Genomic DNA, 20,390 nt, shown 5'->3' with positions numbered 1-20,390 from the left:
AAAATTTACCTTCACGGTCAGTTTATTGTGATCTACGATATCTGCACTGTTTGCACAATGCGTGCTGGGGGTAAATTCGATGAAGGTAGTTGCTGCGAGAAGGGTGGTTCTGGATCTGAGTGAGTCCTTGCTGAATGAGGATGGGGCTCAGGTATCAGGTCTTGTGAATGTCACAGGTGGGGCGGTCTTTGATGATGATGAGCGCTTGCTGCCGCTGTGCTCAGGGTTCCTGACTCAGCATGCCAAGGAAGAATCGCTTTCGATCACATCGGTGGATACCTATGGCAAGAACCTGGGTTATGCCCACCAATACCTGAAAGCCCGCCGTGAATTCGCCACAGCCCGCTCAGACGAAGCCTTTCTTGAGGTCAGCAGGAGCTTGCTGGCCGAGTACATTTCCCACCTAATTGAGAACGAAGAGCTCTCGACGAAGACGGTGCGTAATCGAGATGCCACCCTGCTGTCCTTCTACGACTCCTATCTCTGCGTTCCGACCGTTCGTGGGCCAGTTTTGCGTGAGGATAACCCTTACGAGAAAGGGCTAATCTCGCCCAGCCCCAAGAAGAACCTGGTCATTCCTTGCAGTCTCTTGGAGCTTGAAACACTCATTACCAGTAGTGACTGTGAGCGTGAGCGCTGTGTGCTTCAGTTTATTTTTGACGCAGGGATTAGGCGCTCAGAGCTGCCTAGGGTCACGCTAGCAGCAGTGAAGAAAGCCCTGGACGCTCAGCGGTATGAGTACATCTCCAGCGGTGATGCACCTCCGCTTCAGATTGACTATTGCTCGCTAGAAATCGCAGGCAGTAAGGGCCGTTCAAACCAGGTGAAGCCACGTCGCACCCTCGTCAGTCGCGCCACCTTGCAGCGAGTTCAGCGGTATCACGCCTCTGTTCTCTACAGAAAACACGCTCGCAAATTCAAAAACGACGAGAGCACGCCAGCATTCCTAAATGCCCATGGCGATACCTACACGGCGAACTCTGTCAGCAAGCTACTTGAGCGTTTGAGTGCTAGGGCAATCAAGGCCTGCAAGCTGAAGAAGCCCATCTCTCCACACAAGCTCAGACATGGCTATGCCTATGCCATTTTGAATAGCCCTGACCTCGGGGAGGACTTTGCGGAGCGCCTTTTCATCGCACAGACATCAATGGGCCATGCAGACATCTCGACGACCCAGGTCTACACCATGGTTCCAATCGACATCTACAACCGCATCAACGGATCCATTGAAGACACCAGAACCAAGGCTCAGAACATGCAGGCGCTATCAGATGCGACTCGCTTGAAGATTGGTCTGGGAGATAGCAAGTAATGACAGCGCATGAGCAGGTATTGATTGGCCACTCGACTTTGGCTGAGATCGAGAAGCGATTGGCTGCATGGGCAGCAACAGTCAGTGGCAATCGAAAAGCCCTTTTGGATATCCCACTTCAGTACACCGATAAAACCACGATCTCTCGTCGATTCATTTCAGAGGCAACTGGTCTTCCTGAAGAGCAATTGCGTATCGCACTGCGTGATCACAGGCATCTCCTGGCTGACCTTGAACTTGAGATGCACCAGGAAGGGATCATCGTTCAGGGCTACAACATTCTCGATAGCGAGCAGAGCCGATTGGTGCTGCGCTGGTATGAGCACCTCACGGATGAGGAAAAGTTACAGGTCGAGCTTCGCGGTGGCCTAGTGATGCATATCGGCTATCTCGATCAGATGGAGGCATTCAAAAAGAGCCCACTCCGCTATCCCCTATACAAAATCAAGCGCGCAGAAATCGCCGAGGATGTCATCCGGCGCCGTGAGCTTGTTGACGCGATTCAACAGAACGAGATTGCCCAGCGTGTCGAGGCATGGGCGAACAAAGCCCTCGCTTCAAGGCAGGCACTATTAGATGTGGAACTGGGTATTAAAGAGCCGCTCGCCATTGCTCCGTCTTACCTTGCGAAAGAGGTGGGTGCAGGCATTGACCGCATTCAAACTAATGAGTGGTTGATGAAAGTCATACAGGGCATGCAGCGGGAGAACATCATCCTGCCTGGGTACAGCCCTCTGGAGTGTGAGGCGCGCAGGAAGTTACTGCGCTGGTACGAAAACCTCAGCGATGAGCAGAAGCTTGGAGTTGAGGTTTGGAATGGCCAAGTGAAGATGAAGGGATACCTGGATCTGGTGCCTGAGCTGGTTCCTGGCCACAAACTCTTACCGCTCTACAACGAGACTCGCGGGGAAATTGCAAGCGACGTAATCCGTCGTCGTGAAGATCACCAGCGCATGCTTGATCTGATTCCTCAGGGGCTAGATCCAGTCACTGAAAGCCGACTGCAACAGTGGTCTGACGAGGTCATTCAAAGCCGTACGGCATTGCTAGACGTTGAGCTGGGGAGTGGCAAGGATCCAAACATCTCGACCTCTTACCTGTATGAGCAGATCGGCATTGAGCTCGATGCGGGCCTAGAGCACCCTGCATTACAAGGCGTCATCGACGCCATGGTTAGCGAAAAGATTATCGTGCCTGGGTATGGTTCCACGGAGTGCAACCTCCGGCGAATCGCATTGCGTTGGTTCGAGCGACTGGATGACCGGGAAAAGGCGCAGACCCGCTTATTTAATGGACAAGTGGCTCATGAGGGCACGTTAGATCAGATCGATGGTATCGAGCTTAATCATCGGCATTATGAGCTGTTGGGCGTCACGCGAACTGAGCTTGGCCTAGAAGTTTTAAGGCTCCAGGAGTATTACCCGCCTGAAGACAACTCGATCTCATCCCAGGTGCAGAAGCAGCTACACCAATGGGCTGTATCCGTCATCGGCAGCCGCGAGAAATTGCTCGAAGTCGAACTGGCTCAGAAAAAGCATCTGGCAGTTTCAGCTACCTACCTGAGTAACCTCATAGGAGTGGGTGTACACGCAGTTTACGGCCTCAATGAGATGCCCGTGGTGCTTCAGGCCATGATTGCTGAAGGCATCATCGTGGAGGGCTACAACGTCGGAGATTGCGACAAACGCCGTAGGCTTCTGCGCTGGTATGAAGGTCTTGATGATCAGCAAAAGCTCATCGTTGAGACCCATGGAGATCAGGTTAAGCATCTTGGCTATATCGACCAAATTCCAGAGCTTGCGAACATCAATCCTTCCCCCCTGTTCAACCTGACGCGCGCAGAGATCGGGAAGGACGTTTTAAGACGTCGTGCGGAGGTAGCAGCTTCTCCGGCCAGAATGAGCACCGAAGAAATTAAGCGTCGAGTGGATGAGTGGCGCAAAGATGTCCTGAGCAGCCGTCAAAAGCTACTGAACGTCCAGCTTAACGCCAGCGGCCCCCTTGCTGTGTCAGTGCCATACCTCTCCGCGCAACTAGGCGTCAGTAAGTCGGTACTGAACAATTACAACGACATGCCCGAAGTGATCGAAGCCATGACGCGCGAAAGGATCATCTTGCCGGGCTACATGTCATCCGAGTGCGATAAGCGCCGAAAGCTTCTCCGCTGGTATGAAGGGCTCTCAGACCAAGAGAAATTCGCCATCCCTCTGTTTGGCAACAAAGTCAAAAAGAAAGGCTATCTGGATCAAATTCCTGGAGTCCGGGAGTTACTCACCAGCTCTATGCACAAACTGATCAATCTGACTCTCGATGAGATCAGTGAAGACCTGGTGCGGCTAGGTGTGGGAGCCAGCGATTACAAAACTGTTGAGGAGCGTGAGCTGGAGAAGGCTCAGACACCTAAAGAGGAAACGGTCAGCTACAAAAAACACTTCTTTGCGTTGCGCGCGGTATCAGTCGGATCAGTGGCTGATTTGGCACAGTCAGCAGATATTCCGTTCACTCCAGTGATGCATTTATTCGCCGCTGCCAGCATGCAGAGTCATAGTGCGTCCGGCCAGTCCAATTATTACGATGCCTGTAAGTGCTTTATCCAGTGTCTTGTTGGTGGTGGGCACAACCCAGGTGATTCGGTGCTGACGATGCTCGGTGAGCACACACTGACTCGGTTCAGAAAATACCTGCAAAGCCTGCTACAGGATGCACAAATCTCCACGGCAGTGGCCAATACGCACATGAGCGCAGCTCGAAAGATGCTGGAGCGTGCGACGGAGATTAAAGACCTGGGGCTGCACAGCTTTTATCCTGCACTTGGCTTCGAGGTAGCGCGTGAAACCGATCTTTACAGCCCTTATTCACCTGGTGAGCGCAGCCGAATTTCTGAGGCCATACAGGCTGCGATTGCCCATACCCATGCTTTGGCCCAACCCTATGTCTGCACCGGGATTGGTCAGGATCCCTACGACGAGCATGGCAAGGTCAAAGTAGGTATCGCGACGCTCGAAACCGCGCGGTGGATTTTCGAGAACAAGCTGGGCTGTGTGCCCATCAACTTCGCCAACCTTGACGTGAATGACAAGTACCACAAGTACTTTAGGAATGTCCTTAACACCTCCAGCTTGTCGATTTATGAAATCTACGAAAGTTGGGGTGTTCTTTATGACCGCTCTTCAAAAGTACTTGCGCCATACATTGCAAGGCTTGCGCAAGTAACAGGCCTAAACGCTGACTCCATTGCGACGCTTCAGTTAGATGACTTTGTTCCTGTGCACCCACTCAGCCAGAGGCCCTGCCTGCGGTATTGGAAAGAAAGGTCGACAGGTGAGAAAGAATACAATCTAGATATTTTCAAAGCCGAGATTTCATGGCTGACTAATAGTCAGGCCAAAGAAATTAAGAAAATTATTGACGATGTGGTGCTTATAACGTCTGAGTTCAGGGCTGATGCAGATCCGAGTATTCAGGACGACCTGTTTATATATAAGTCTTCCTCAAGAGCAACTTGGGGGGCGATCAAGTCGCTGTCCCAGCAGTCATCTATTTTGAATATTTCCCTTAAAAGCTTTGCTGAAAAAAGTAAGCTGCTTACCGATTCTGGGGAGCCACTATCCCTTTCTCCGTCGCGGTTCAGGCCTAGCTTCGTCAGCGAACTGGTTGAGCAAGGTGTCTCTGTTCGTGAAATTCAAATGCTGCTTGGTCACGAGAATATTGAAACAACCCTCAAGTACTTGGATCGATTGGACTTAAATCGGGTTGCACGGGAGAAGCTGGATGTTGCGCTTAGAGAAATTCATTCTGAAACCATTACAGATAAGCCAGTAACCGCAGTTCCTGATATTAACAACGGCAACGACGATAATATTATCTTCAAGACGCCGCTTGGTGGGTGTAAGAATATTTTCAATCCGCCAGATTTCATAAAGAAACTGCGCAACTATATTCCTGGTAAACCATGCTCGCTTTACAATAAGTGCTTGGCTTGCGAGAACAACATGATTACTAAGTCGGACTTGCCCATGTTGTTTGCCATGCGCAGGGATTACTTGCATATACTGCACACTAATCGGGTGGCGGATACACCCTACGGCTATGTGGTTCTTGAAAATCTAAATCTGCTTGAAAATATTTTGGATTCGGAAATTTCGGATTTTCCGAAAGAAGAGCTTGAAGAGGCTGAACGCCTGTCTGAATACGTTGATACTAATATTGCTATTGAAGGGGTTGGGCAATGAGTGAAAAATATATCAACCAGCTAGCCCAATTCCGCACCTGGCGTACTGACTTCCTGCCGATTCTTGAGTCGGCAGTAGAAGGCCTGGCAACCACAAGTGGTGCAGTAGAAAACGCTCTAGAGGCTTGGGGTTATTATCAATCCCTGATGTTAATGCCAGTATCTAAATTGTCGAAATTTGGCGACGCTGTATGGGATTTTAATGCGGACGATCCGCATGCGGCGAGAAACGTGAAGGGCGCAAAGCTAAAAATAGACTTTACCAAATACACAAATCTCAATGCCACGGCAATCTTAGAGGTCAAAGCTGCACTTAATTTTTACTTGCTGGCTCCAGCGGCAGTTGCGGGTGATACTCCGCGAAGTAAAAAAACAGTTAAGTACAACACTGCCATTGCAAATTTTGAGAGTGGTCTAAGGTTTGTTGATCGTATGTACGCTTGTGCCATTGAAGAGTACAAATCGGCTTTCATTTCATCGACTTGTTTTAGTATCTCTCAGCTCGATGATGATATATATAGAAAAGCGGCAGAGACATTTGAGCATAAATACAGTAATGGGCTGTCTCGATTCTTTAGTATTTTGCGATCCCCTTTTTTGAGAGATTCTATATTTGGTAATCCTCTGAGCAATAAAAAGCTCGAATCCTTACCGTGGAAACTGGAGGATATAGAGGAAGATGAAGATGGCGACGAAGTAAATCTGGCCGAACCAGATGATGAGACAAATCATCTGCCCAATGACGTTTTCGAGTCAATTTCGAATTACGCATCCTTGCAAGTGGTAGATTTTCTAGATGCGCTGAGCTTGCCAGTCCAAGACGCTAATTCTCTTAAGAGACGAAATGTTAAAGGCTTCAGAATGGGCGATCAGTATGGGCTTACCCCTAGACTGATGGAGCTATATACCGTCCTGCGTTTGGGCGCAAAGGGGTATGACTATCCGGCAGTCATGCAGCTTCTCGGTGCTGTTCCTGATGGCGTAAGTATTGGCGATAAGCTTGTTACACGAGATGCCATCGAGAAGCTGGCAGGTGGGTTGATACATAATGATTTTAGAAAATACTTAAATCTGGTGAATTACAGCTGCTGTTACCTGGTTGCGCAGTATACCGGTATGCGCCCCTCTGAGTTGAGTGAGCTCATGGTGGACAGCTGCTTGATTCAGGAGGGGAAGTATTGGCTGCTAGAGTCCAGAGTAATCAAGCATCAGCAAGCAGATCGAAAATTATTCGATGACAAGTGGATTGCCATTCCCATCATCAGGGATGCTATTGAAGCGGCCCGAGTGATTGCGCGTTACAAACAAAGCCCGTATCTGTTTTCTAGTGTGGATACGATAGCGCCAGATAGTACTTGTATGGCATTGCACTCAGGCGGGATTAAACACCAGTTGCAGAAGCTGTTTTCTGCCGTGCTTACTCAGCAGCAGTATGAGAGTTTAGAGTTCAGTCCATACACCCTACGACACACGCTTGCATTTCAAATGTATCGGATTGACCTTGGTCTACCCTTCATTTCCCACCAGCTCAAACATTTTGGGGAGATCGTGGGTGGATACGCAGGGAAGGGTGTAAGTAAGGTTACATTAGGTTACGGCGGCATTGGCGACATTATCGCGAAAGGTGGTCGTCACGTTAAAAACCCACTCCGTAGGGAGGCAGAAATTGAAGCCGTCAAGAATTTTTATGACCCTGACGGCGGCTATGCCGGAGTTAATGCGTCTGCGCATAAAGCCCGCAACCAGCAATTCTTTAAAGGTTATATGGCCGCTGGCTACACAAAAGATCAAATTATCGCCGTCATGGCAGATCAAGGTATGGCCATAGTTAACGTCGGGTTAGGCTTTTGCTATGGCAATAAAACCGAGGACTTTGATGATGTTCTGCCTTGCGCAGGGGGGCTTCGTTGCAATCCCAATCAGTGCTCAAACTCTGTTGTAGGCGATGTTCATGCCCCCAAGTGGCGTGAGGTTTATTACCAGAATAAAGCGCTACTTGATGAACCGCTGTATGCAGATCGTCGTGATCAAATTGAAGAGATAATGAAAGAAGCTGCTGGCGTCCTCAAATACCTGGGGCAGGAGATAGAAGATTGAAGCAGCAAGCATTTGAGAGTCGAAACAAAGAAGACTTCGATCAGAACACAGAGGCATTAATTAAGGCTCTACAGATCATTGCGTCCGATAAGAGGCTCAAGGCAACCATCAGTGAGCTAAGTCGAGTTTCGGGTATCCATAGAAATACTATTCGTAATAGGCGCTGGCCATCTGAGCGACTGGAGGCAATAAAGGAACAGCGGAAGCTCGAAGAACTAAGAATTAAACTTAAGAAAGAGAAACGACAAGACCCGGTTTCTGTGTTGGCGGAAAAACTAGAAAAAAGTCGTCTTGAAGTAGTATACTGGTTTAATCAACGAAACGAGCTAGAGCAAACTGCTCGTGCATTAGAAGTTAGAAGTGGAAATCTAGAAAAGAATCGGGATTTTTATCTTAAGCAGTCCGAGGCAGGTCAGCTTGAAATTAAAAAACTGAAGCTCGAAATCGAGAAGCTCAAGGAAGTCATCTCGGTTCTTGAATCTGAGCGCTGAGGGCTCTATATGAAAGCTTATCAAGATTTACTGTCGGACGTTCTCAATAATGGCGTCCAGAAAGGCGACCGTACCGGCACCGGTACTCTGAGTGTGTTTGGTCGTCAGTTTCGTCATAACTTGGAAGATGGTTTTCCACTTCTCACCACAAAGAAAGTGCACTTTAAGGGCATCGTCAATGAACTGCTGTGGTTCTTGAAGGGTGATACCAATACCAAGTGGCTGAAAGAGAACGGCGTTACCATCTGGGATGAGTGGGCGACCGAGGACGGTGACCTGGGCCCAATCTATGGCAAGCAGTGGACGGCCTGGCCGACGAAGGATGGCAAGACGGTCAACCAGATTGACTACGTCGTCGATACCCTTAAGAACAATCCAAACAGCCGTCGAATCCTGTTCCATGGTTGGAACGTTGAATACCTTCCTGACGAGAAGGTCAGCGCCCAGGAGAACGTGAAGAACGGCAAGATGGCTCTTCCCCCGTGCCACCTGCTGTACCAGTTCTACGTCGCCAACAACAAGCTGTCGGCTCACCTGCTGATTCGGTCGTCAGATCTGTTCTTGGGCTGGCCCTATAACTGCGCATCCCTATCAGTCCTGACTCATATGCTCGCCCAGCAATGCGACCTTGGTCTGGGTGAGATCGTGATCACCATGAGCGATGCGCACATCTACCTGAACCACCTTGAGCAGGTGAAGCTCCAGCTCACTCGTGATCCCAAGCCTCTGCCGAAGCTGAAGATCAAGCGTAAGCCCGAGAGCATCTACGATTACTCGTTTGAGGACTTCGAGCTGGAAGGGTACGAGCCGCATCCGCACATCGCGGCACCGGTTTCGATCTGATAGCAGCGACTGTTGCTTGCGCATGGAGCCATCTAGTGCGTGGCTCCTGGACGGGCTTAGTTGTCAGGTGCCTGGATGTCTGCAAGGAACAAAGGAATCCGGACAACCTTGAAAGCTGGCACTCGCAGATCCAGCTCCAGGGCTCGGGAAAAGTGGGTGACGTAGGTAGCGCTGTCAAAACCTACAGGAGCAACCTCAGAGGTTTGCATCCATGAGGTCACCCGCTTGAGCGCTGAACAGAAGACTGGGAGCACATCTACGTACACTTGGTTAGGGGGGTATCCTTCCCGCTTCGCGTGATCTGCGATCTGCTCGAAGGAAAGGTCATCACTCCAAAGCTTGCGCAATGTGTCTGGCTTTCGAATGGAGCTGTGGGATAGTCGCTGGTAGAAGTCTTGCAAGGGCAAGGGATACCGCGAAGTCAGCTCATATTGTCGCTCATATCCACCTATTAGATAGGTGGCCCCCGCCTTTCCTGACACTCCTCCCTCCAAGATCATCATCCGATTCCAACTGGTAAACAGCGTGTGATCGCGATGGTGCAGGGCATTACGTAATACGATCATCAGTGACGTATCAGCGTGGTTGAAATAGTCAAAGCCTGGAAGGTTCTTCGTGAGGTCGTACAGTCGATGGAATGACTCCAGCTTTGCCTCGAAGGCCCGATCAAGGTTGGCAATGGCCTCTTCCTGATCGGTCTGCATCAGGAAGTGAAATCGCACGCTCGACTCTGCGTAAAGGCGCATCGTGTTCGAAAGGGCTTCCCAGGCGTATTGGGTCGGTGACATCTGGTTATCTCGGTTATTGGTTGGGGTGATATGACTTATTTCAGGCTGAGTCTGCCCTTCGCGGGGTGTATGCTGATTTACTCTTGCTATGTCAAATCTTGCGCAATCAAATTGAAATCGGGGATATAGTAAACCAAGTCCCCGCATATTTTGATTGGCGATTCATTTAGTTGTCTTTAATGTGAGTTAACTGATTGTTAAGGTAAGCTTTGAGATTTTCGGATCTTGCTTTAGTATGTCTCTCAACGACTGCGCCAGTCATCTAATCATTTGGCTTGGGATGTATAGATTATTTATGGTAGTCCACGGTGGCGTAGTTAGATATTCAATCAATCATGCTGTGATTTTGTGGTAGTATAAAGATAAAGTTTTGTTCGGGGGTGTTATGTATATACGTAAGCTCAAAATCAATAATTTGCGCCGATTAAGAGATGTGCCCTTGAGTTTCACGTTACCAGACGGAAGCCCTCGGATGTGGACTGTTCTTATCGGTGAAAATGGATCTGGCAAAACTAGTATCCTACAGGCTATTGCTTTAGCTGCTGCGGGTGGCTTAAGAGTGAACGACTTGGCTGGGAGCTCATTTGCTCACTTGGTTGATCGCAGGCAAAAAGATGATTTAAAAATCGAAGCTGAGTTTGAGTTCACTCCGTCTTCTTGCTCCAATCACAAAGCGCATCCTAGTATAGAGAAGAGTAAGCTTGGCGAAAATTTAAAACTGATTTCTGAAGTCAAGTTGAAGCCCAAAGAAACCTCCATAATAGCTAAAGCGCGCTATGGCTATGAAGATGACTTTCCCGACTCTGATAATAACCCTCTGACAATTGCACGCTCCAAAGAGCTTCCTCACTGGTTTGTAATTGGGTATGGTGTTCAGAGGTTCCTTCCTGAGTCTGGTCGTGTTCCGGACTTGGCTAGGCCCTCAGTTGATAGAATGAAGCCGCTTTTTGACTCATCTTACCCACTTACAAGCACCAGTTTTTTAAGCTATTTTGGACAGAAGAAGAAGGCGTTGGCTTATTCAAAGATATTGAAAAGCGCTATTATCAATACCGATGTTCTTCCTAATGACATAAACGATTTGGAGATGCGTGGTCAAGGTGGGGTGAGTAAAGCCTCCGATTTGCTTGAGAGAAACCGCTTTCACCAGAAAATGGGCAAAGATATCGTGCAGATTCCAGGCATGGCTCTTGCTCATGGATATCAATCCACCATCGCGTGGATTGCAGATCTTGTGGGGCATATTTTATTAGAAGCAGAAAGTGCCAATATGAACCCGGAAGAGTTTGAAGGTTTGGTTTTGATTGATGAAATTGACCTCTATCTTCATCCAAAATGGCAGGCGCGATTAATACCAGCGTTACGAACTACGTTTCCAAAATTGCAATTTATCGCTACTACCCACAGTCCAGTTGCTTTGGCAGCCCTTTCACCCAGTGAAATAATTAGAGTTCAATCTGATCCCAGAACCGGAGACGTCCGACAGGTAACCCCTGATTCAGAAACTGGCATATGGGATGAGATTGACAAACCTCAGGACTTATATACTCAGCCGGATCCTCGGCTGATGACTGGCACAGAGCTATTCAATGAATATTTTGGCCTAGATAGGCTGACTCTTAATGTCCATGGCGAAGAAATTAGAAACTATTCAGCGCTAGCCAGCAATCCTGCTAGGAATGAATATCAGCAGGCCAAAATGCAGCAGCTTAAGGCGATCTTGTTGGCTAATAATATTCATGACTTGGTCGAGCCGGTGCCAAGACAGGATGTGGATGACTAAAGTTTGTTAAGGGTTAGCAAACATGATTCGACTCTATCTAGGAAAAGAGCCTGCGGATGTTTCCAATAATCGAGGGATATATCTTCCGCTTGCCATTAACGCCTTCAATAATCACGGCCCAGGCTCTAAGCAGCTCACAGACGCCCTCAAAGATGGCTATCAGATCGCTCGTCCATTTCTCTATAAACTCCAACACAGAAAATGCGCATTTTGCGAAATGGTTGTGGATGATATCAATAGCCCAGTAGAACACTTCAGGCCCAAAGGGGCGGCAACGAATAAAAAGAAGACGCGCTGGTATAAAATGCCCAGCCACTATTGGTGGATGGCCTGGACATGGGAGAATCTGTTTTTTTCTTGCAATCGCTGCAATTATAAGGGGTGCAAAGGAAATAAGTTTCCGATACGCACAGGCACTCAGCGCATTCAAACTCCAGCGACTCCATGCCCAGCTGCCATACCTGCTGTTCATTATGACTGTTCCACTGAGTCGGCATTGCTAGTCAATCCCCGCGAAGACAACCCATTTGATCATCTTCAGTGGGCTCTAGTTGACCGAGCAGCACATCCTAGAAATTGGAAGTGGACGATTATCGGTCAAGATGAAAAAGGCGATATGACAATCGAAGTTTTCAAATTAGAGCAGCGAATTGATCTGGTTAATAGCCATCTTCAAGTCGTGAGGGAGGCGCGGGAAAATATAGAAAATTACTTAGCACTTGGCAGTATTCAAGACGCAGTAGGCGCTTGGGATAGGGCTGTTTCTAATTATATTTATGATCCCTCTCAACCTTTTCGAAATGCTGTGTGGTGGGCTCTGAATGACATATATTCGCCGTCTGAAAAAATTATGTACGGTTTCACCCCGCCTCCCATTCCTGTGTTATGGGGCTAAAGTTTTCTTGCGATGAATAACCGTATCGGCTTACATGGGCGGTGTGAAGTGGGCGGTGACGTAGGAGGGCTATCTCGCTGGCTACTGCGCACTTCCGGTCTGGAAACTGCTGACCTTGATGCTGAGTAACGTAGCTCGGGAAGCAGCTACAAGCTCTACCCCTGAGTCTCTGAACCGAGCTGCGCCTCTTTCTGGCATGGCGTTGCCAGGCGATCACAAACGGTAGGTATCGATGAAAGTGAAATCTGATGGCACCCATATGCACGATCTGATTGGGCCATCAGCTAGCGTTCTAGCCCCCATTTTTTCTAATTCCGAGGTCGATTCAGTATTAGCCGCTACTCAGGGGTTGTCCGAACGCTTCGGTGCTCAGTTGGCTATGGCTTCCATTGAGCCACTGGGCGGCAGCCTGTCACCAGTTATCGCAGCAGTGAATGCATCTGTCGCACAGGCACTAAAGCCCTCTATTGCTATGCAATCTGTGATGGAGCGCATCCGCCCATTTACAGAAATTCAGGCTAGGCTCTTGCCGATCAGTACCTTTGGCGCTGACTTTCGCGGGCGGTTAGCTGGATTGGCTCAGGCTGGCCAGATCGCAAAACAGCTGGCTTCAGTGAACCCCCTCCTCAGCACCTCCGCACTGACTGAGACAAAGTCGCTTAGAGGGATACTGGCTGTTATAGAGCCCTTGAGGGGGCTATCGCTGCCAGCAGCTGAACTTGCAGCAATAGCTACTGCCAATTCGTTCAAGAATTACCCGAGGATGGCGGAGCTGGTCTCATTGGGCTCTCCGCTGTTGAAGGCCGCGAGATTCACAGAGTTTGAAGAGATCGATTGGGAGTCTCCTGCATCTAGCCAGCTCCTTTCGACAATTGCAGCGGCGGCTGAAACGCTAAAAGAAGCACCTGTGTCAGCTCCGCCCCTGACCGACCTGCCTGATGCCAGCAATGACGGTGATGGCGGGCTCACCTCCACGCCCCAGCAGCTTCAAGGGGAACTGGCTGACGCTGTTTCGACGGGAGACCTGTCAAAACTAAGCCCTGCGGCGAAGGCGTATTTCAAATGGTTTTGCTGGTTTCTAGGCCTGCTTGCCACCTACCTTGCAGCCCAAAACGCCGTTCGCGAAGAACTTTGCTTTCTACAGCCCAAGATATTGCCTGGCATGACAGCGGGGCAGATGGGCAAGACAGTGCGCAGGGCAATGTGCACAGCCGCTTTCATACCAGACGGTGACTTCCGCTTTCTTCGGGGTGAGAACGTTCGGTTTAGAGCGGGGCCCAGCACCAAGGCAGCAATACTTCCTTTTCACCTGGTCGATGGGCAGGTGCTCGAAGTGCTCGACGCCAGTAACCCAGACTGGCTGCTTGTTACTGTCGTTGCTGGGGGGGCAGAGGGTTGGGTTTCAAGAAAGTACACGCGGGTATTCACTCTGAATTAATATGCCTACATAGAGGGGGTGCCTAACCCTCAGATCTAAACCCCGGACTTAATGGCACACGCTGACCGGGTAGACGCCTTTAATCTTTCATCAGGAATCAGCATGTCGATCATCGCCGAATATAAAGCATTAGAAGCCCAGATCGCCGAGCAAACAGCTCGTCTTGAAGTGCTCAAAAACGACGAAAAACTGAAAAAAGAAATTGAGTTTGAAAACAAACTCCGCGCCTTGCTCGCCGAGTACAACTACTCGCTGCGCAACGTAATCGCGCTGCTTGATCCGAGCGCTGGTAAGACAGCTGTAGCCCCGGCAAAAGGCGCACGCCGCGAGCGCGCCGTGAAGATCTACAAAAACCCGAACACAGGTGAAGTGGTCGAAACCAAAGGTGGTAACCACAAGGTTTTGAAAGCCTGGAAAGCTGAATACGGTGCCGATGTCGTGGATGCCTGGCTGCAATAAACTCGTTTCGAGTTGATCAGAGGGTCGCTAACGCGGCCCTTTTCTTTTGGACGGGATATGACGCGGGAACAAGAAAGGATTATGTGGTCAGCAGTGCTGGCGGCATACGGTGCACAGAGGCTGGAGCAAATGATCTGTGGTCACCTGGATGCATTACTGAGTCAGGTTCTTATTGGCGAGCTACCTGGCCTTGTAAGTGTGGAAGGCTTGGCTCAGCTCGCAGGCGTTCTGTTCGCAAACATTGAATCCGGTGAGCGGCCATTACTCGGCGCTCACCGCACCATGAATCGGATTCACTTTTGTGTGTTGCGACAGATCAAAAAGCGACTGTCATTTCTCCTCTTGGCCGACCTTCCATTTCATCTTGTCCCATCAGATTTGCGCAAGCTCAGGGCTCAGATTGATTTTGGAGTTTAAGTCCATGGGAGAATCTACTGGCCCCAGCCGTTAGGACGCCATCAAGCTTGCGCTGCACAAGGGAAATCCATGGGCGGTATGGCTCCTGCCGACGACTATTCTCGCTTGTGACGGTCGCACGGCTTATCTTGACGCTGACTGGGTTAGTTGCCAGCTGGAGGTTGACTGCGCTTGAGCTTCAGCACAGGCCGTGCGGCAATATCGCTCTTTGCTTCGGATTGTGATTCAGGCTTGTTTATTGCGATTTCAGGGGTAGCCTGGGTGTGCTTGCTATCAACCTCTTGCGAGGCCTTCTCCGTAGCATGATCTTCGGCTTTATTTTGCTCAGCAGCGGGCACATCCTTTGCCTTGCTGGCTTCTGCTCGCCAGTTTTGCCAATCAATCAATGTTGCCGGTAAACGGTCGTGCCCTTTGATCCAGGTGCAAAGATCGGGGTCAATCCACTTGATGACCTCCGTGATGTCTCTGTGCAATTCGAAAAGTGGCTGCCAGAGTAATGGTTCATGATGAAAGCAGCGGTTGCGAAGATCTCGTGCCTTGTTCAGGCGACTGCGAATAAGGTCGGGTTTCGTACTTTTTGGACTAAAGTGAAATACGCGCATCAAGGGTTTGGATATAGCCGGAAACGCACCTCGGTTAAACAAGGTTGTCCAGAACCCAAAACTTAACTCTGCGACAATGTCATCCGGGGTCACTTTCACTCCGCGCTTTTTCAGCGTTGAGTGGGCTTCATTAACTTTGGTGTAGCTCCCCTGAAGATCGGCATTTCCCGTGTTATTAAGCTCTTCGTACCAGTCGTCTCGCTTGTACTCACGAGCCATTTCCCGCTGAATCCCGTTACGCAGCCCGACCTCAAGCACATGGAAGACTGAAACTAGCGACTCAGCGAGGCGCATGTTATGCACGTATGCCTGTGCAGCCAGGTCTTGTTTGCCCTGGTATCCCTTGAGGTAGCGGTTCATTCTTGGAGTGGAGAGCTTCGCCTCCAGGGTTTGCCATACCATCTACCGCCACGCTCCATAAACTAGATTTGCTTGCATGCGCGGATGGTACATCGCGGTATGGTCGCGTCAAAGGCAAAATGGCATCGCGACATCTATGACGGTCATGGCCCGCGTGTCATCCATGGTTCAAATCCCGTTTTGGGTATTGAGACGGCTCGCTCGACCGTGCTAAGTTGAAATTGCAGCCCTAGGAACCTCCACTCCCGTGCGACACGAAGCGGTGACGAGACTAGGTTAAATGATGGCCCCGCTCTGCGGGGCCTCGTCATTTCTAGCGCTCAGATCTCCCGCAGGAGGGCACCAAAGCACTACGAACGTGTGACCATGCTGGCTTCAGCTAAGGGACTGATTCAATCCCCCACTTGGGCTTCAGATCCCAACATGGGAATTGACTACGCTAGGGCGTTTCGCTATTATCTTTTTGCAGCCCTAGGAACCTCCACTCCCGCGCTACACGAAGCGGTGACGAGACTAGGTTATGTGATGGCCCCGCTCTGCGGGGCCTCCTTGTTTCTGGCTACTTAGTTTACCCCCCCTTCAGGCCGTTAAGTGGCCACCTCAGCTAGACTCTGGGTTTACCAAGGTAGGCCTATTGGCTTGCAATCGCTTGGACGCAATCAAGCTTGCGGTGCACAAGCGACACCAGAGAAAAGATGCCTAACGCGTCTTCTTCAGACATGGGCCATTTGGTTTCGTCATGCGCTAGATCGCCGAGCAAAAAAGCGCCTTGGAGCTCTCAAAGGCGACGAAAAGATCAAGCGCGAAATCGAGTTTGAAACCAAACTGCGTGGACTCTTGACTGAATACAGTTACTCGCTGAGAGTCGTACGTTAGATACCGAAAATATGTTCCCTTTCATATGGGCTAAATTTAAAGCCCTTGTAGGCTTTTGGCCAATCTGTCGGGGAATATATTGATAGGCCTCGCAGGTAACTAAACTCAGGCGAAAAGAAATAAACAGTGGTTTCTTTTGATGTTGCCCATCCGTAAAAATAACGCCAAAAGCCAAGTCGCTCTCGTAAAACCCTAGCAATATGTGGCTTATAGCTACTGCCAACCCACCAAGTCATTTCATTTATATTTCTGGCTTCTACTGCTCGATACCTTACCTGCCACTCTTCTGGCTTCCGGGATTCGCTGTATGCAGTGAACTCGACATCTAAGCCTTGTGAAGGTATTGATGTGGTCGGTAGGTTGTTATCTTGCGGCAATGGAATAATAAAAGAGGCATCAGGGAAACCTATTCTATCGTCAGTCGCCAGAAAATTAGCTCGATAAATCGATAACGAATAGCTGTTATCTGAATTGGTCTCATGAACTACATCGTCAGCGAGCATTGCGCCCTTGTGCCTGATGAATTTTTCGGGAATCATCTCCCGATTGCTTTGCTTGGGATACCGTATAGAAAGGGTAACTTTTTTCTCAGGCTGCATGGAGGTATTCAGTACTGAACTCTCTACCGGTAACAGAGCCCGAATTTCCCGCGAGTTGGGCGGCGCAGTAAAGAAAATGTAGGTCGGTTCGTCCCTCTCCAGCTTTTCACTATGCAGATACAATGAAAGACCTCCAAAGATCTTCCCGTCTAGGTAAGACATGATCCATGGCTGAGAGTAATTTATTGCCGCTAATATAAAGGCAACAATTGAAGACGCGATTAGCCAAGGCTTTTTAATTTTAGCTCTAAGGCTGTGAAATCGACTTTTAGATTGATCGCGATGCGGTCTTGAGACTTTGTTAGATCTCTTTTTTCTTCTCTTGCTCATATTTTCTCGGCTTGCTTATTAATCTTTTTCTGATGTGCTTGTAATGGCCACATTGAAAGCCAAGTTTTGAATCGCGCATAGAGCAACATCTGTTCAATTTTTTGATTTAACAAAATCACACATGACAAAGCATCTGATATGTCGATGCCCCTATATGACAACTGAAAATTAAACTAAATCTCTGCCCCAAAAGATTCACCATCTACACTGATCCGCTCATCCAATGACAAATTGTTCTGCCGGCATGAACTCGTACTGAATAATTGCCTGTGCCCATGGATCACCTTTTTGGGCTGCCTTTTGGATGGATAAGGGAGTAGTGACGAGCCACTTTCCAATTTTCGACTTGGTTAGTGGTTTAGCCATTTTTGCGTGGCATGCAGCAAGAAAAGGCTCCATCTTTTCCATGATATGCGGCGACAGCTGTGAGATATCCGACGAGGGATAGCGGGCAGTTGGGCTATACATCAGCCCTTTTGGTAATGGGTAACTCGTACTCCAAAACACCACGGGCATCTCGCAAGCCTGAAAGCTGGACTCTACTGGCAAGTAGTAAGTACCCAGGTCGATGATGGAACCGTCTAGCTCGATCCAGTAGTGGGAGTGCTCGCCAGAGTCAGACGCGTACCCCTGGATCGAAGCTATGGATTTATCTCGCGATACAACAAAAGCTCCAAAATTTCCGCCTACGATTACAGGGCTGTAACCCCGAGCCTGGAGCAGCTGGTGTACACCAAACGACGCGTACATACAGCGTTTGTAGTAGTCATCGGGAAACGTGCTTCTCAGGCACCTGTCTACTACGCAGAGAACGCGCTCAACAATCGTAGTCCCAGTCAAAACAAGCCCCTCCTTGGAGCGCGGCAACTCAGCCTAGGTAGTTGTCCGGTATGTGTCTATCTGGTGGGAATGGACAAAGCCTATATAGCCATCTTGTCTCTCGGCACACTAGCGCAGAGAGACAAGATGCCGCAGATTGGCCCGCCCTTACGAGCGGAGCTAAGGTTCAGAACGGATACTTTTTAGATAAGACGGGGTAATTTTTCCCGATCCACCCCTTAACTTTCTGGCGACCCTGTACATCGGAAGGCAGATGCTCATGGAGCATCCACTCGCAAACCTGGAGGGTGCGTAGGGCAAGCTCACCTCCCTCGGCGGATTTCAGTGAATTCAGTAGATGGAGGACTTCGTACCCCTCCTTCCGACTGAAACGATCTGCATCCTCTTTGGTCTTGTTGGGATCATCTCCGGGTACGGCCTTCCAGCTGTAGTCGCTGTACTTGAGATCACCCTTAGCAATTTTTGCCATGTTACGCATCCTTTCTGAGTGTTGGAGATAGGATCTATGGTGACTAAGTGCCATCATTTCAAGGCCCGGTGTGCACATCAGTTGGGGGCGGCTGCGGTTTTTACCGCACCTACGATGCTGGTTTCATCAACCGTCCACCATGATTGGGCCGTACATCCCCGTGTAGATCAGCGCTTCCCAGATCTTCTTCATTTTCTGTCCGGTGTCCTGGCTCACGAACAGCGACGAACGACTGCCGTAAGGCTTTCCGAGGAAGTAACCGCGCATGGTTTCCCACGTCTCCCCGACCTCTGATGTGTGCCAACGAGGTAGCTCTTTTTCGAGCAGCAAAGGCATGGCCAGCGAGATGGGAATCATGTGGTCGATCAAATCCTTGTGCCATTGGCATCGCACTAAAATGGCCGTGGTATCGGGGTGGTAAAACTTCACATCCAACCGCTCTGCGGTAATGAATGCGGCATTGCTGCGAGGAAGAGCCTTGACGGAATCGATCACTGCTTGCCCATTGTTATAGGGGCATGTGATGAAGCCATGGGCGAAGTGCTTCGTGTGGTCTAAGCCGTCATAGCCGCAACCGCGACCAGGCCGGGTTGCAGCTTCGCGCCCCTCATAGTTACTGACCAGGGGGTGCCAGGATGGGTATGCATCCACCACTGGCCCAAGCTCTTCGACGATGTCACGAAGCGCATCCTTGGCGCGCCGTCTCTCTACGTCATTCGCGTACATGGACGGAGGCACCAGATAGCGCTCTGCGTCTTCGTAATTGCGTTCTGCTGATTCGTCCGCTCGGAATGCCATTGCTCACCCCATTGCTATCTATTGGTTGAAGTCATGATTATCCATGTCTACGCATAAGGCAACGATATTGTGCGCGAAAGCTTGATTTCATGTTTTGGGTGCGTTGAAATGGCTCTGCGATGGGGCCGGTCTCCGGCAACGGCGACCCCATGCCTGAACGCCAACTCACCAAGGAAGAGACATGACCGCTACGCTGCTTCGCGACATCATCATTCGCGACCTAGGCCAAGAGGCCTACGCGGACTACGCAAGCTATCAGGAGAGTGACCTGGAGCTGATTGCTGAAACGGCAACGCGAACCCTCGCCTCGATTCCCCGTGCGGCGGGCCACTGCGTAATGATCAGTGCGGGCTTCGTTGCAGCTCTGCGGGCCAGTGAGGTGCCTGCTGTAGTCATCCTGGGTGACCTCTTGATCGACGGAAAGCATGTTTTCCGCTGCTACGACAATCTGCCCCGCCCAACGCATGATGATGAGATCGTCGACGCTACCTGGGATGGGCACGCCTGGGTGATGATCGGAGAAAGCATCTGCGATCTGTCGATCTTCCGGACTGCCTACGAGCTCGCGCAGCCGAATCGGCTCAGCGACTACATCCTGAGGTACTTCGGTGCCGGAAAAGGTGCTTTCATGTGCTACCCCCACCAGCTACCGCCTGGGATGGAATTTGTTCCCAAATTCGCCCTCACGGATGACCAGATTTATGGGCTTCTGGGGGGGTTGTCCCATCAGGCACGTGCACTACAGCAACAATAGCAACTGGC

At 49.9% G+C, this 20,390-nt stretch carries 17 protein-coding genes; 11 read left to right on the top strand and 6 right to left on the bottom strand.

What is annotated here, in order from left to right:
* The first annotated feature begins 79 nt into the window (after nt 1-79).
* From AAG092_RS10650 to AAG092_RS10630, 5 genes are read left to right on the top strand one after another with little or no spacing between them, the layout of a single operon-like run.
* Nucleotides 80-1,312, top strand: a complete 1,233-nt coding sequence (locus tag AAG092_RS10650) for a tyrosine-type recombinase/integrase (RefSeq protein ID WP_373386626.1) — start codon at nt 80-82, stop codon at nt 1,310-1,312.
* Complete coding sequence (locus AAG092_RS10645; protein WP_373386625.1) at nt 1,312-5,544, top strand: site-specific integrase; 4,233 nt, start codon at nt 1,312-1,314, stop codon at nt 5,542-5,544. The genes AAG092_RS10650 and AAG092_RS10645 overlap by 1 nt, the downstream gene beginning before the upstream one ends.
* Nucleotides 5,541-7,640: a tyrosine-type recombinase/integrase gene (locus tag AAG092_RS10640; protein WP_373386624.1), complete on the top strand. Its 2,100-nt coding sequence runs from the start codon at nt 5,541-5,543 to the stop codon at nt 7,638-7,640. Before AAG092_RS10645 ends, AAG092_RS10640 begins: the two co-directional genes overlap by 4 nt.
* On the top strand, nt 7,637-8,131 hold the full coding sequence (locus tag AAG092_RS10635; RefSeq protein WP_373386623.1) for a hypothetical protein: 495 nt from the start codon (nt 7,637-7,639) through the stop codon (nt 8,129-8,131). Before AAG092_RS10640 ends, AAG092_RS10635 begins: the two co-directional genes overlap by 4 nt.
* A gap of 9 nt (nt 8,132-8,140) precedes the next feature.
* Nucleotides 8,141-8,974 (top strand): thymidylate synthase, encoded by an 834-nt coding sequence (locus AAG092_RS10630; protein ID WP_373386622.1) that lies wholly within the window; start codon nt 8,141-8,143, stop codon nt 8,972-8,974.
* 56 nt (nt 8,975-9,030) lie between these two features.
* Here the strand turns inward: AAG092_RS10630 and AAG092_RS10625 are convergent, their stop codons facing one another.
* Nucleotides 9,031-9,762 (bottom strand): hypothetical protein, encoded by a 732-nt coding sequence (locus AAG092_RS10625; RefSeq protein ID WP_373386621.1) that lies wholly within the window; start codon nt 9,760-9,762, stop codon nt 9,031-9,033.
* A gap of 385 nt (nt 9,763-10,147) precedes the next feature.
* Here AAG092_RS10625 and AAG092_RS10620 point away from each other — a divergent pair, with 385 nt between their 5' ends.
* The 5 genes from AAG092_RS10620 (at nt 10,148) to AAG092_RS10600 (ending at nt 14,754) form a co-directional block, all read left to right on the top strand.
* Nucleotides 10,148-11,545, top strand: coding sequence for an AAA family ATPase (locus AAG092_RS10620; RefSeq protein WP_373386619.1), 1,398 nt, complete (start codon nt 10,148-10,150; stop codon nt 11,543-11,545).
* 22 nt (nt 11,546-11,567) lie between these two features.
* Entirely contained in the window at nt 11,568-12,440 is an 873-nt protein-coding gene (locus tag AAG092_RS10615; protein ID WP_373386617.1) for a hypothetical protein, read from the top strand.
* A gap of 232 nt (nt 12,441-12,672) precedes the next feature.
* The gene (locus AAG092_RS10610; RefSeq protein WP_373386616.1) at nt 12,673-13,878 is read left to right on the top strand and encodes an SH3 domain-containing protein; all 1,206 of its coding nucleotides are present in this window, start codon (nt 12,673-12,675) and stop codon (nt 13,876-13,878) included.
* Nucleotides 13,879-13,980: 102 nt separating this feature from the next.
* Complete coding sequence (locus AAG092_RS10605) at nt 13,981-14,337, top strand: histone-like nucleoid-structuring protein, MvaT/MvaU family (RefSeq protein WP_373386615.1); 357 nt, start codon at nt 13,981-13,983, stop codon at nt 14,335-14,337.
* A gap of 57 nt (nt 14,338-14,394) precedes the next feature.
* The gene (locus tag AAG092_RS10600) at nt 14,395-14,754 is read left to right on the top strand and encodes a hypothetical protein (protein WP_373386614.1); all 360 of its coding nucleotides are present in this window, start codon (nt 14,395-14,397) and stop codon (nt 14,752-14,754) included.
* 143 nt (nt 14,755-14,897) lie between these two features.
* Here AAG092_RS10600 and AAG092_RS10595 read toward each other — a convergent pair whose 3' ends face one another.
* From AAG092_RS10595 to AAG092_RS10575, 5 genes are all read right to left on the bottom strand, one after another.
* Entirely contained in the window at nt 14,898-15,758 is an 861-nt protein-coding gene (locus AAG092_RS10595; RefSeq protein WP_373386613.1) for a hypothetical protein, read from the bottom strand.
* An 830-nt stretch (nt 15,759-16,588) separates the two neighbouring features.
* The gene (locus AAG092_RS10590; protein WP_373386611.1) at nt 16,589-17,521 is read right to left on the bottom strand and encodes a hypothetical protein; all 933 of its coding nucleotides are present in this window, start codon (nt 17,519-17,521) and stop codon (nt 16,589-16,591) included.
* 216 nt (nt 17,522-17,737) lie between these two features.
* Nucleotides 17,738-18,037, bottom strand: a complete 300-nt coding sequence (locus AAG092_RS10585; RefSeq protein WP_373386610.1) for a hypothetical protein — start codon at nt 18,035-18,037, stop codon at nt 17,738-17,740.
* A 490-nt stretch (nt 18,038-18,527) separates the two neighbouring features.
* Complete coding sequence (locus tag AAG092_RS10580) at nt 18,528-18,830, bottom strand: hypothetical protein (protein WP_373386609.1); 303 nt, start codon at nt 18,828-18,830, stop codon at nt 18,528-18,530.
* A gap of 126 nt (nt 18,831-18,956) precedes the next feature.
* Nucleotides 18,957-19,556, bottom strand: coding sequence for a hypothetical protein (locus AAG092_RS10575; RefSeq protein WP_373386608.1), 600 nt, complete (start codon nt 19,554-19,556; stop codon nt 18,957-18,959).
* A 253-nt stretch (nt 19,557-19,809) separates the two neighbouring features.
* Between AAG092_RS10575 and AAG092_RS10570 the strand changes: the two genes are divergently transcribed.
* Nucleotides 19,810-20,382: a transglutaminase domain-containing protein gene (locus AAG092_RS10570; protein ID WP_373386607.1), complete on the top strand. Its 573-nt coding sequence runs from the start codon at nt 19,810-19,812 to the stop codon at nt 20,380-20,382.
* Nucleotides 20,383-20,390: the final 8 nt, after the last annotated feature.

Source organism: Pseudomonas alcaligenes (assembly GCF_041729615.1).
Taxonomy (GTDB): Bacteria; Pseudomonadota; Gammaproteobacteria; order Pseudomonadales; family Pseudomonadaceae; genus Aquipseudomonas; species Aquipseudomonas alcaligenes_B.
This window is presented reverse-complemented; position numbering and strand designations above follow the sequence as displayed.

What these genes read in the sequence shown, in the direction of transcription:
- AAG092_RS10650 (WP_373386626.1), top strand. Translation starts at nt 80, where the DNA reads ATGAAGGTAGTTGCTGCGAGAAGGGTGGTTCTGGATCTGAGTGAGTCC.
- AAG092_RS10645 (WP_373386625.1), top strand. Translation starts at nt 1,312, where the DNA reads ATGACAGCGCATGAGCAGGTATTGATTGGCCACTCGACTTTGGCTGAG.
- AAG092_RS10640 (WP_373386624.1), top strand. Translation starts at nt 5,541, where the DNA reads ATGAGTGAAAAATATATCAACCAGCTAGCCCAATTCCGCACCTGGCGT.
- AAG092_RS10630 (WP_373386622.1), top strand. Translation starts at nt 8,141, where the DNA reads ATGAAAGCTTATCAAGATTTACTGTCGGACGTTCTCAATAATGGCGTC.
- AAG092_RS10625 (WP_373386621.1), bottom strand. Translation starts at nt 9,762, where the DNA reads ATGTCACCGACCCAATACGCCTGGGAAGCCCTTTCGAACACGATGCGC.
- AAG092_RS10620 (WP_373386619.1), top strand. Translation starts at nt 10,148, where the DNA reads ATGTATATACGTAAGCTCAAAATCAATAATTTGCGCCGATTAAGAGAT.
- AAG092_RS10615 (WP_373386617.1), top strand. Translation starts at nt 11,568, where the DNA reads ATGATTCGACTCTATCTAGGAAAAGAGCCTGCGGATGTTTCCAATAAT.
- AAG092_RS10610 (WP_373386616.1), top strand. Translation starts at nt 12,673, where the DNA reads ATGAAAGTGAAATCTGATGGCACCCATATGCACGATCTGATTGGGCCA.
- AAG092_RS10605 (WP_373386615.1), top strand. Translation starts at nt 13,981, where the DNA reads ATGTCGATCATCGCCGAATATAAAGCATTAGAAGCCCAGATCGCCGAG.
- AAG092_RS10600 (WP_373386614.1), top strand. Translation starts at nt 14,395, where the DNA reads ATGACGCGGGAACAAGAAAGGATTATGTGGTCAGCAGTGCTGGCGGCA.
- AAG092_RS10595 (WP_373386613.1), bottom strand. Translation starts at nt 15,758, where the DNA reads ATGGTATGGCAAACCCTGGAGGCGAAGCTCTCCACTCCAAGAATGAAC.
- AAG092_RS10590 (WP_373386611.1), bottom strand. Translation starts at nt 17,521, where the DNA reads ATGAGCAAGAGAAGAAAAAAGAGATCTAACAAAGTCTCAAGACCGCAT.
- AAG092_RS10585 (WP_373386610.1), bottom strand. Translation starts at nt 18,037, where the DNA reads ATGCCCGTGGTGTTTTGGAGTACGAGTTACCCATTACCAAAAGGGCTG.
- AAG092_RS10580 (WP_373386609.1), bottom strand. Translation starts at nt 18,830, where the DNA reads ATGGCAAAAATTGCTAAGGGTGATCTCAAGTACAGCGACTACAGCTGG.
- AAG092_RS10575 (WP_373386608.1), bottom strand. Translation starts at nt 19,556, where the DNA reads ATGTACGCGAATGACGTAGAGAGACGGCGCGCCAAGGATGCGCTTCGT.
- AAG092_RS10570 (WP_373386607.1), top strand. Translation starts at nt 19,810, where the DNA reads ATGACCGCTACGCTGCTTCGCGACATCATCATTCGCGACCTAGGCCAA.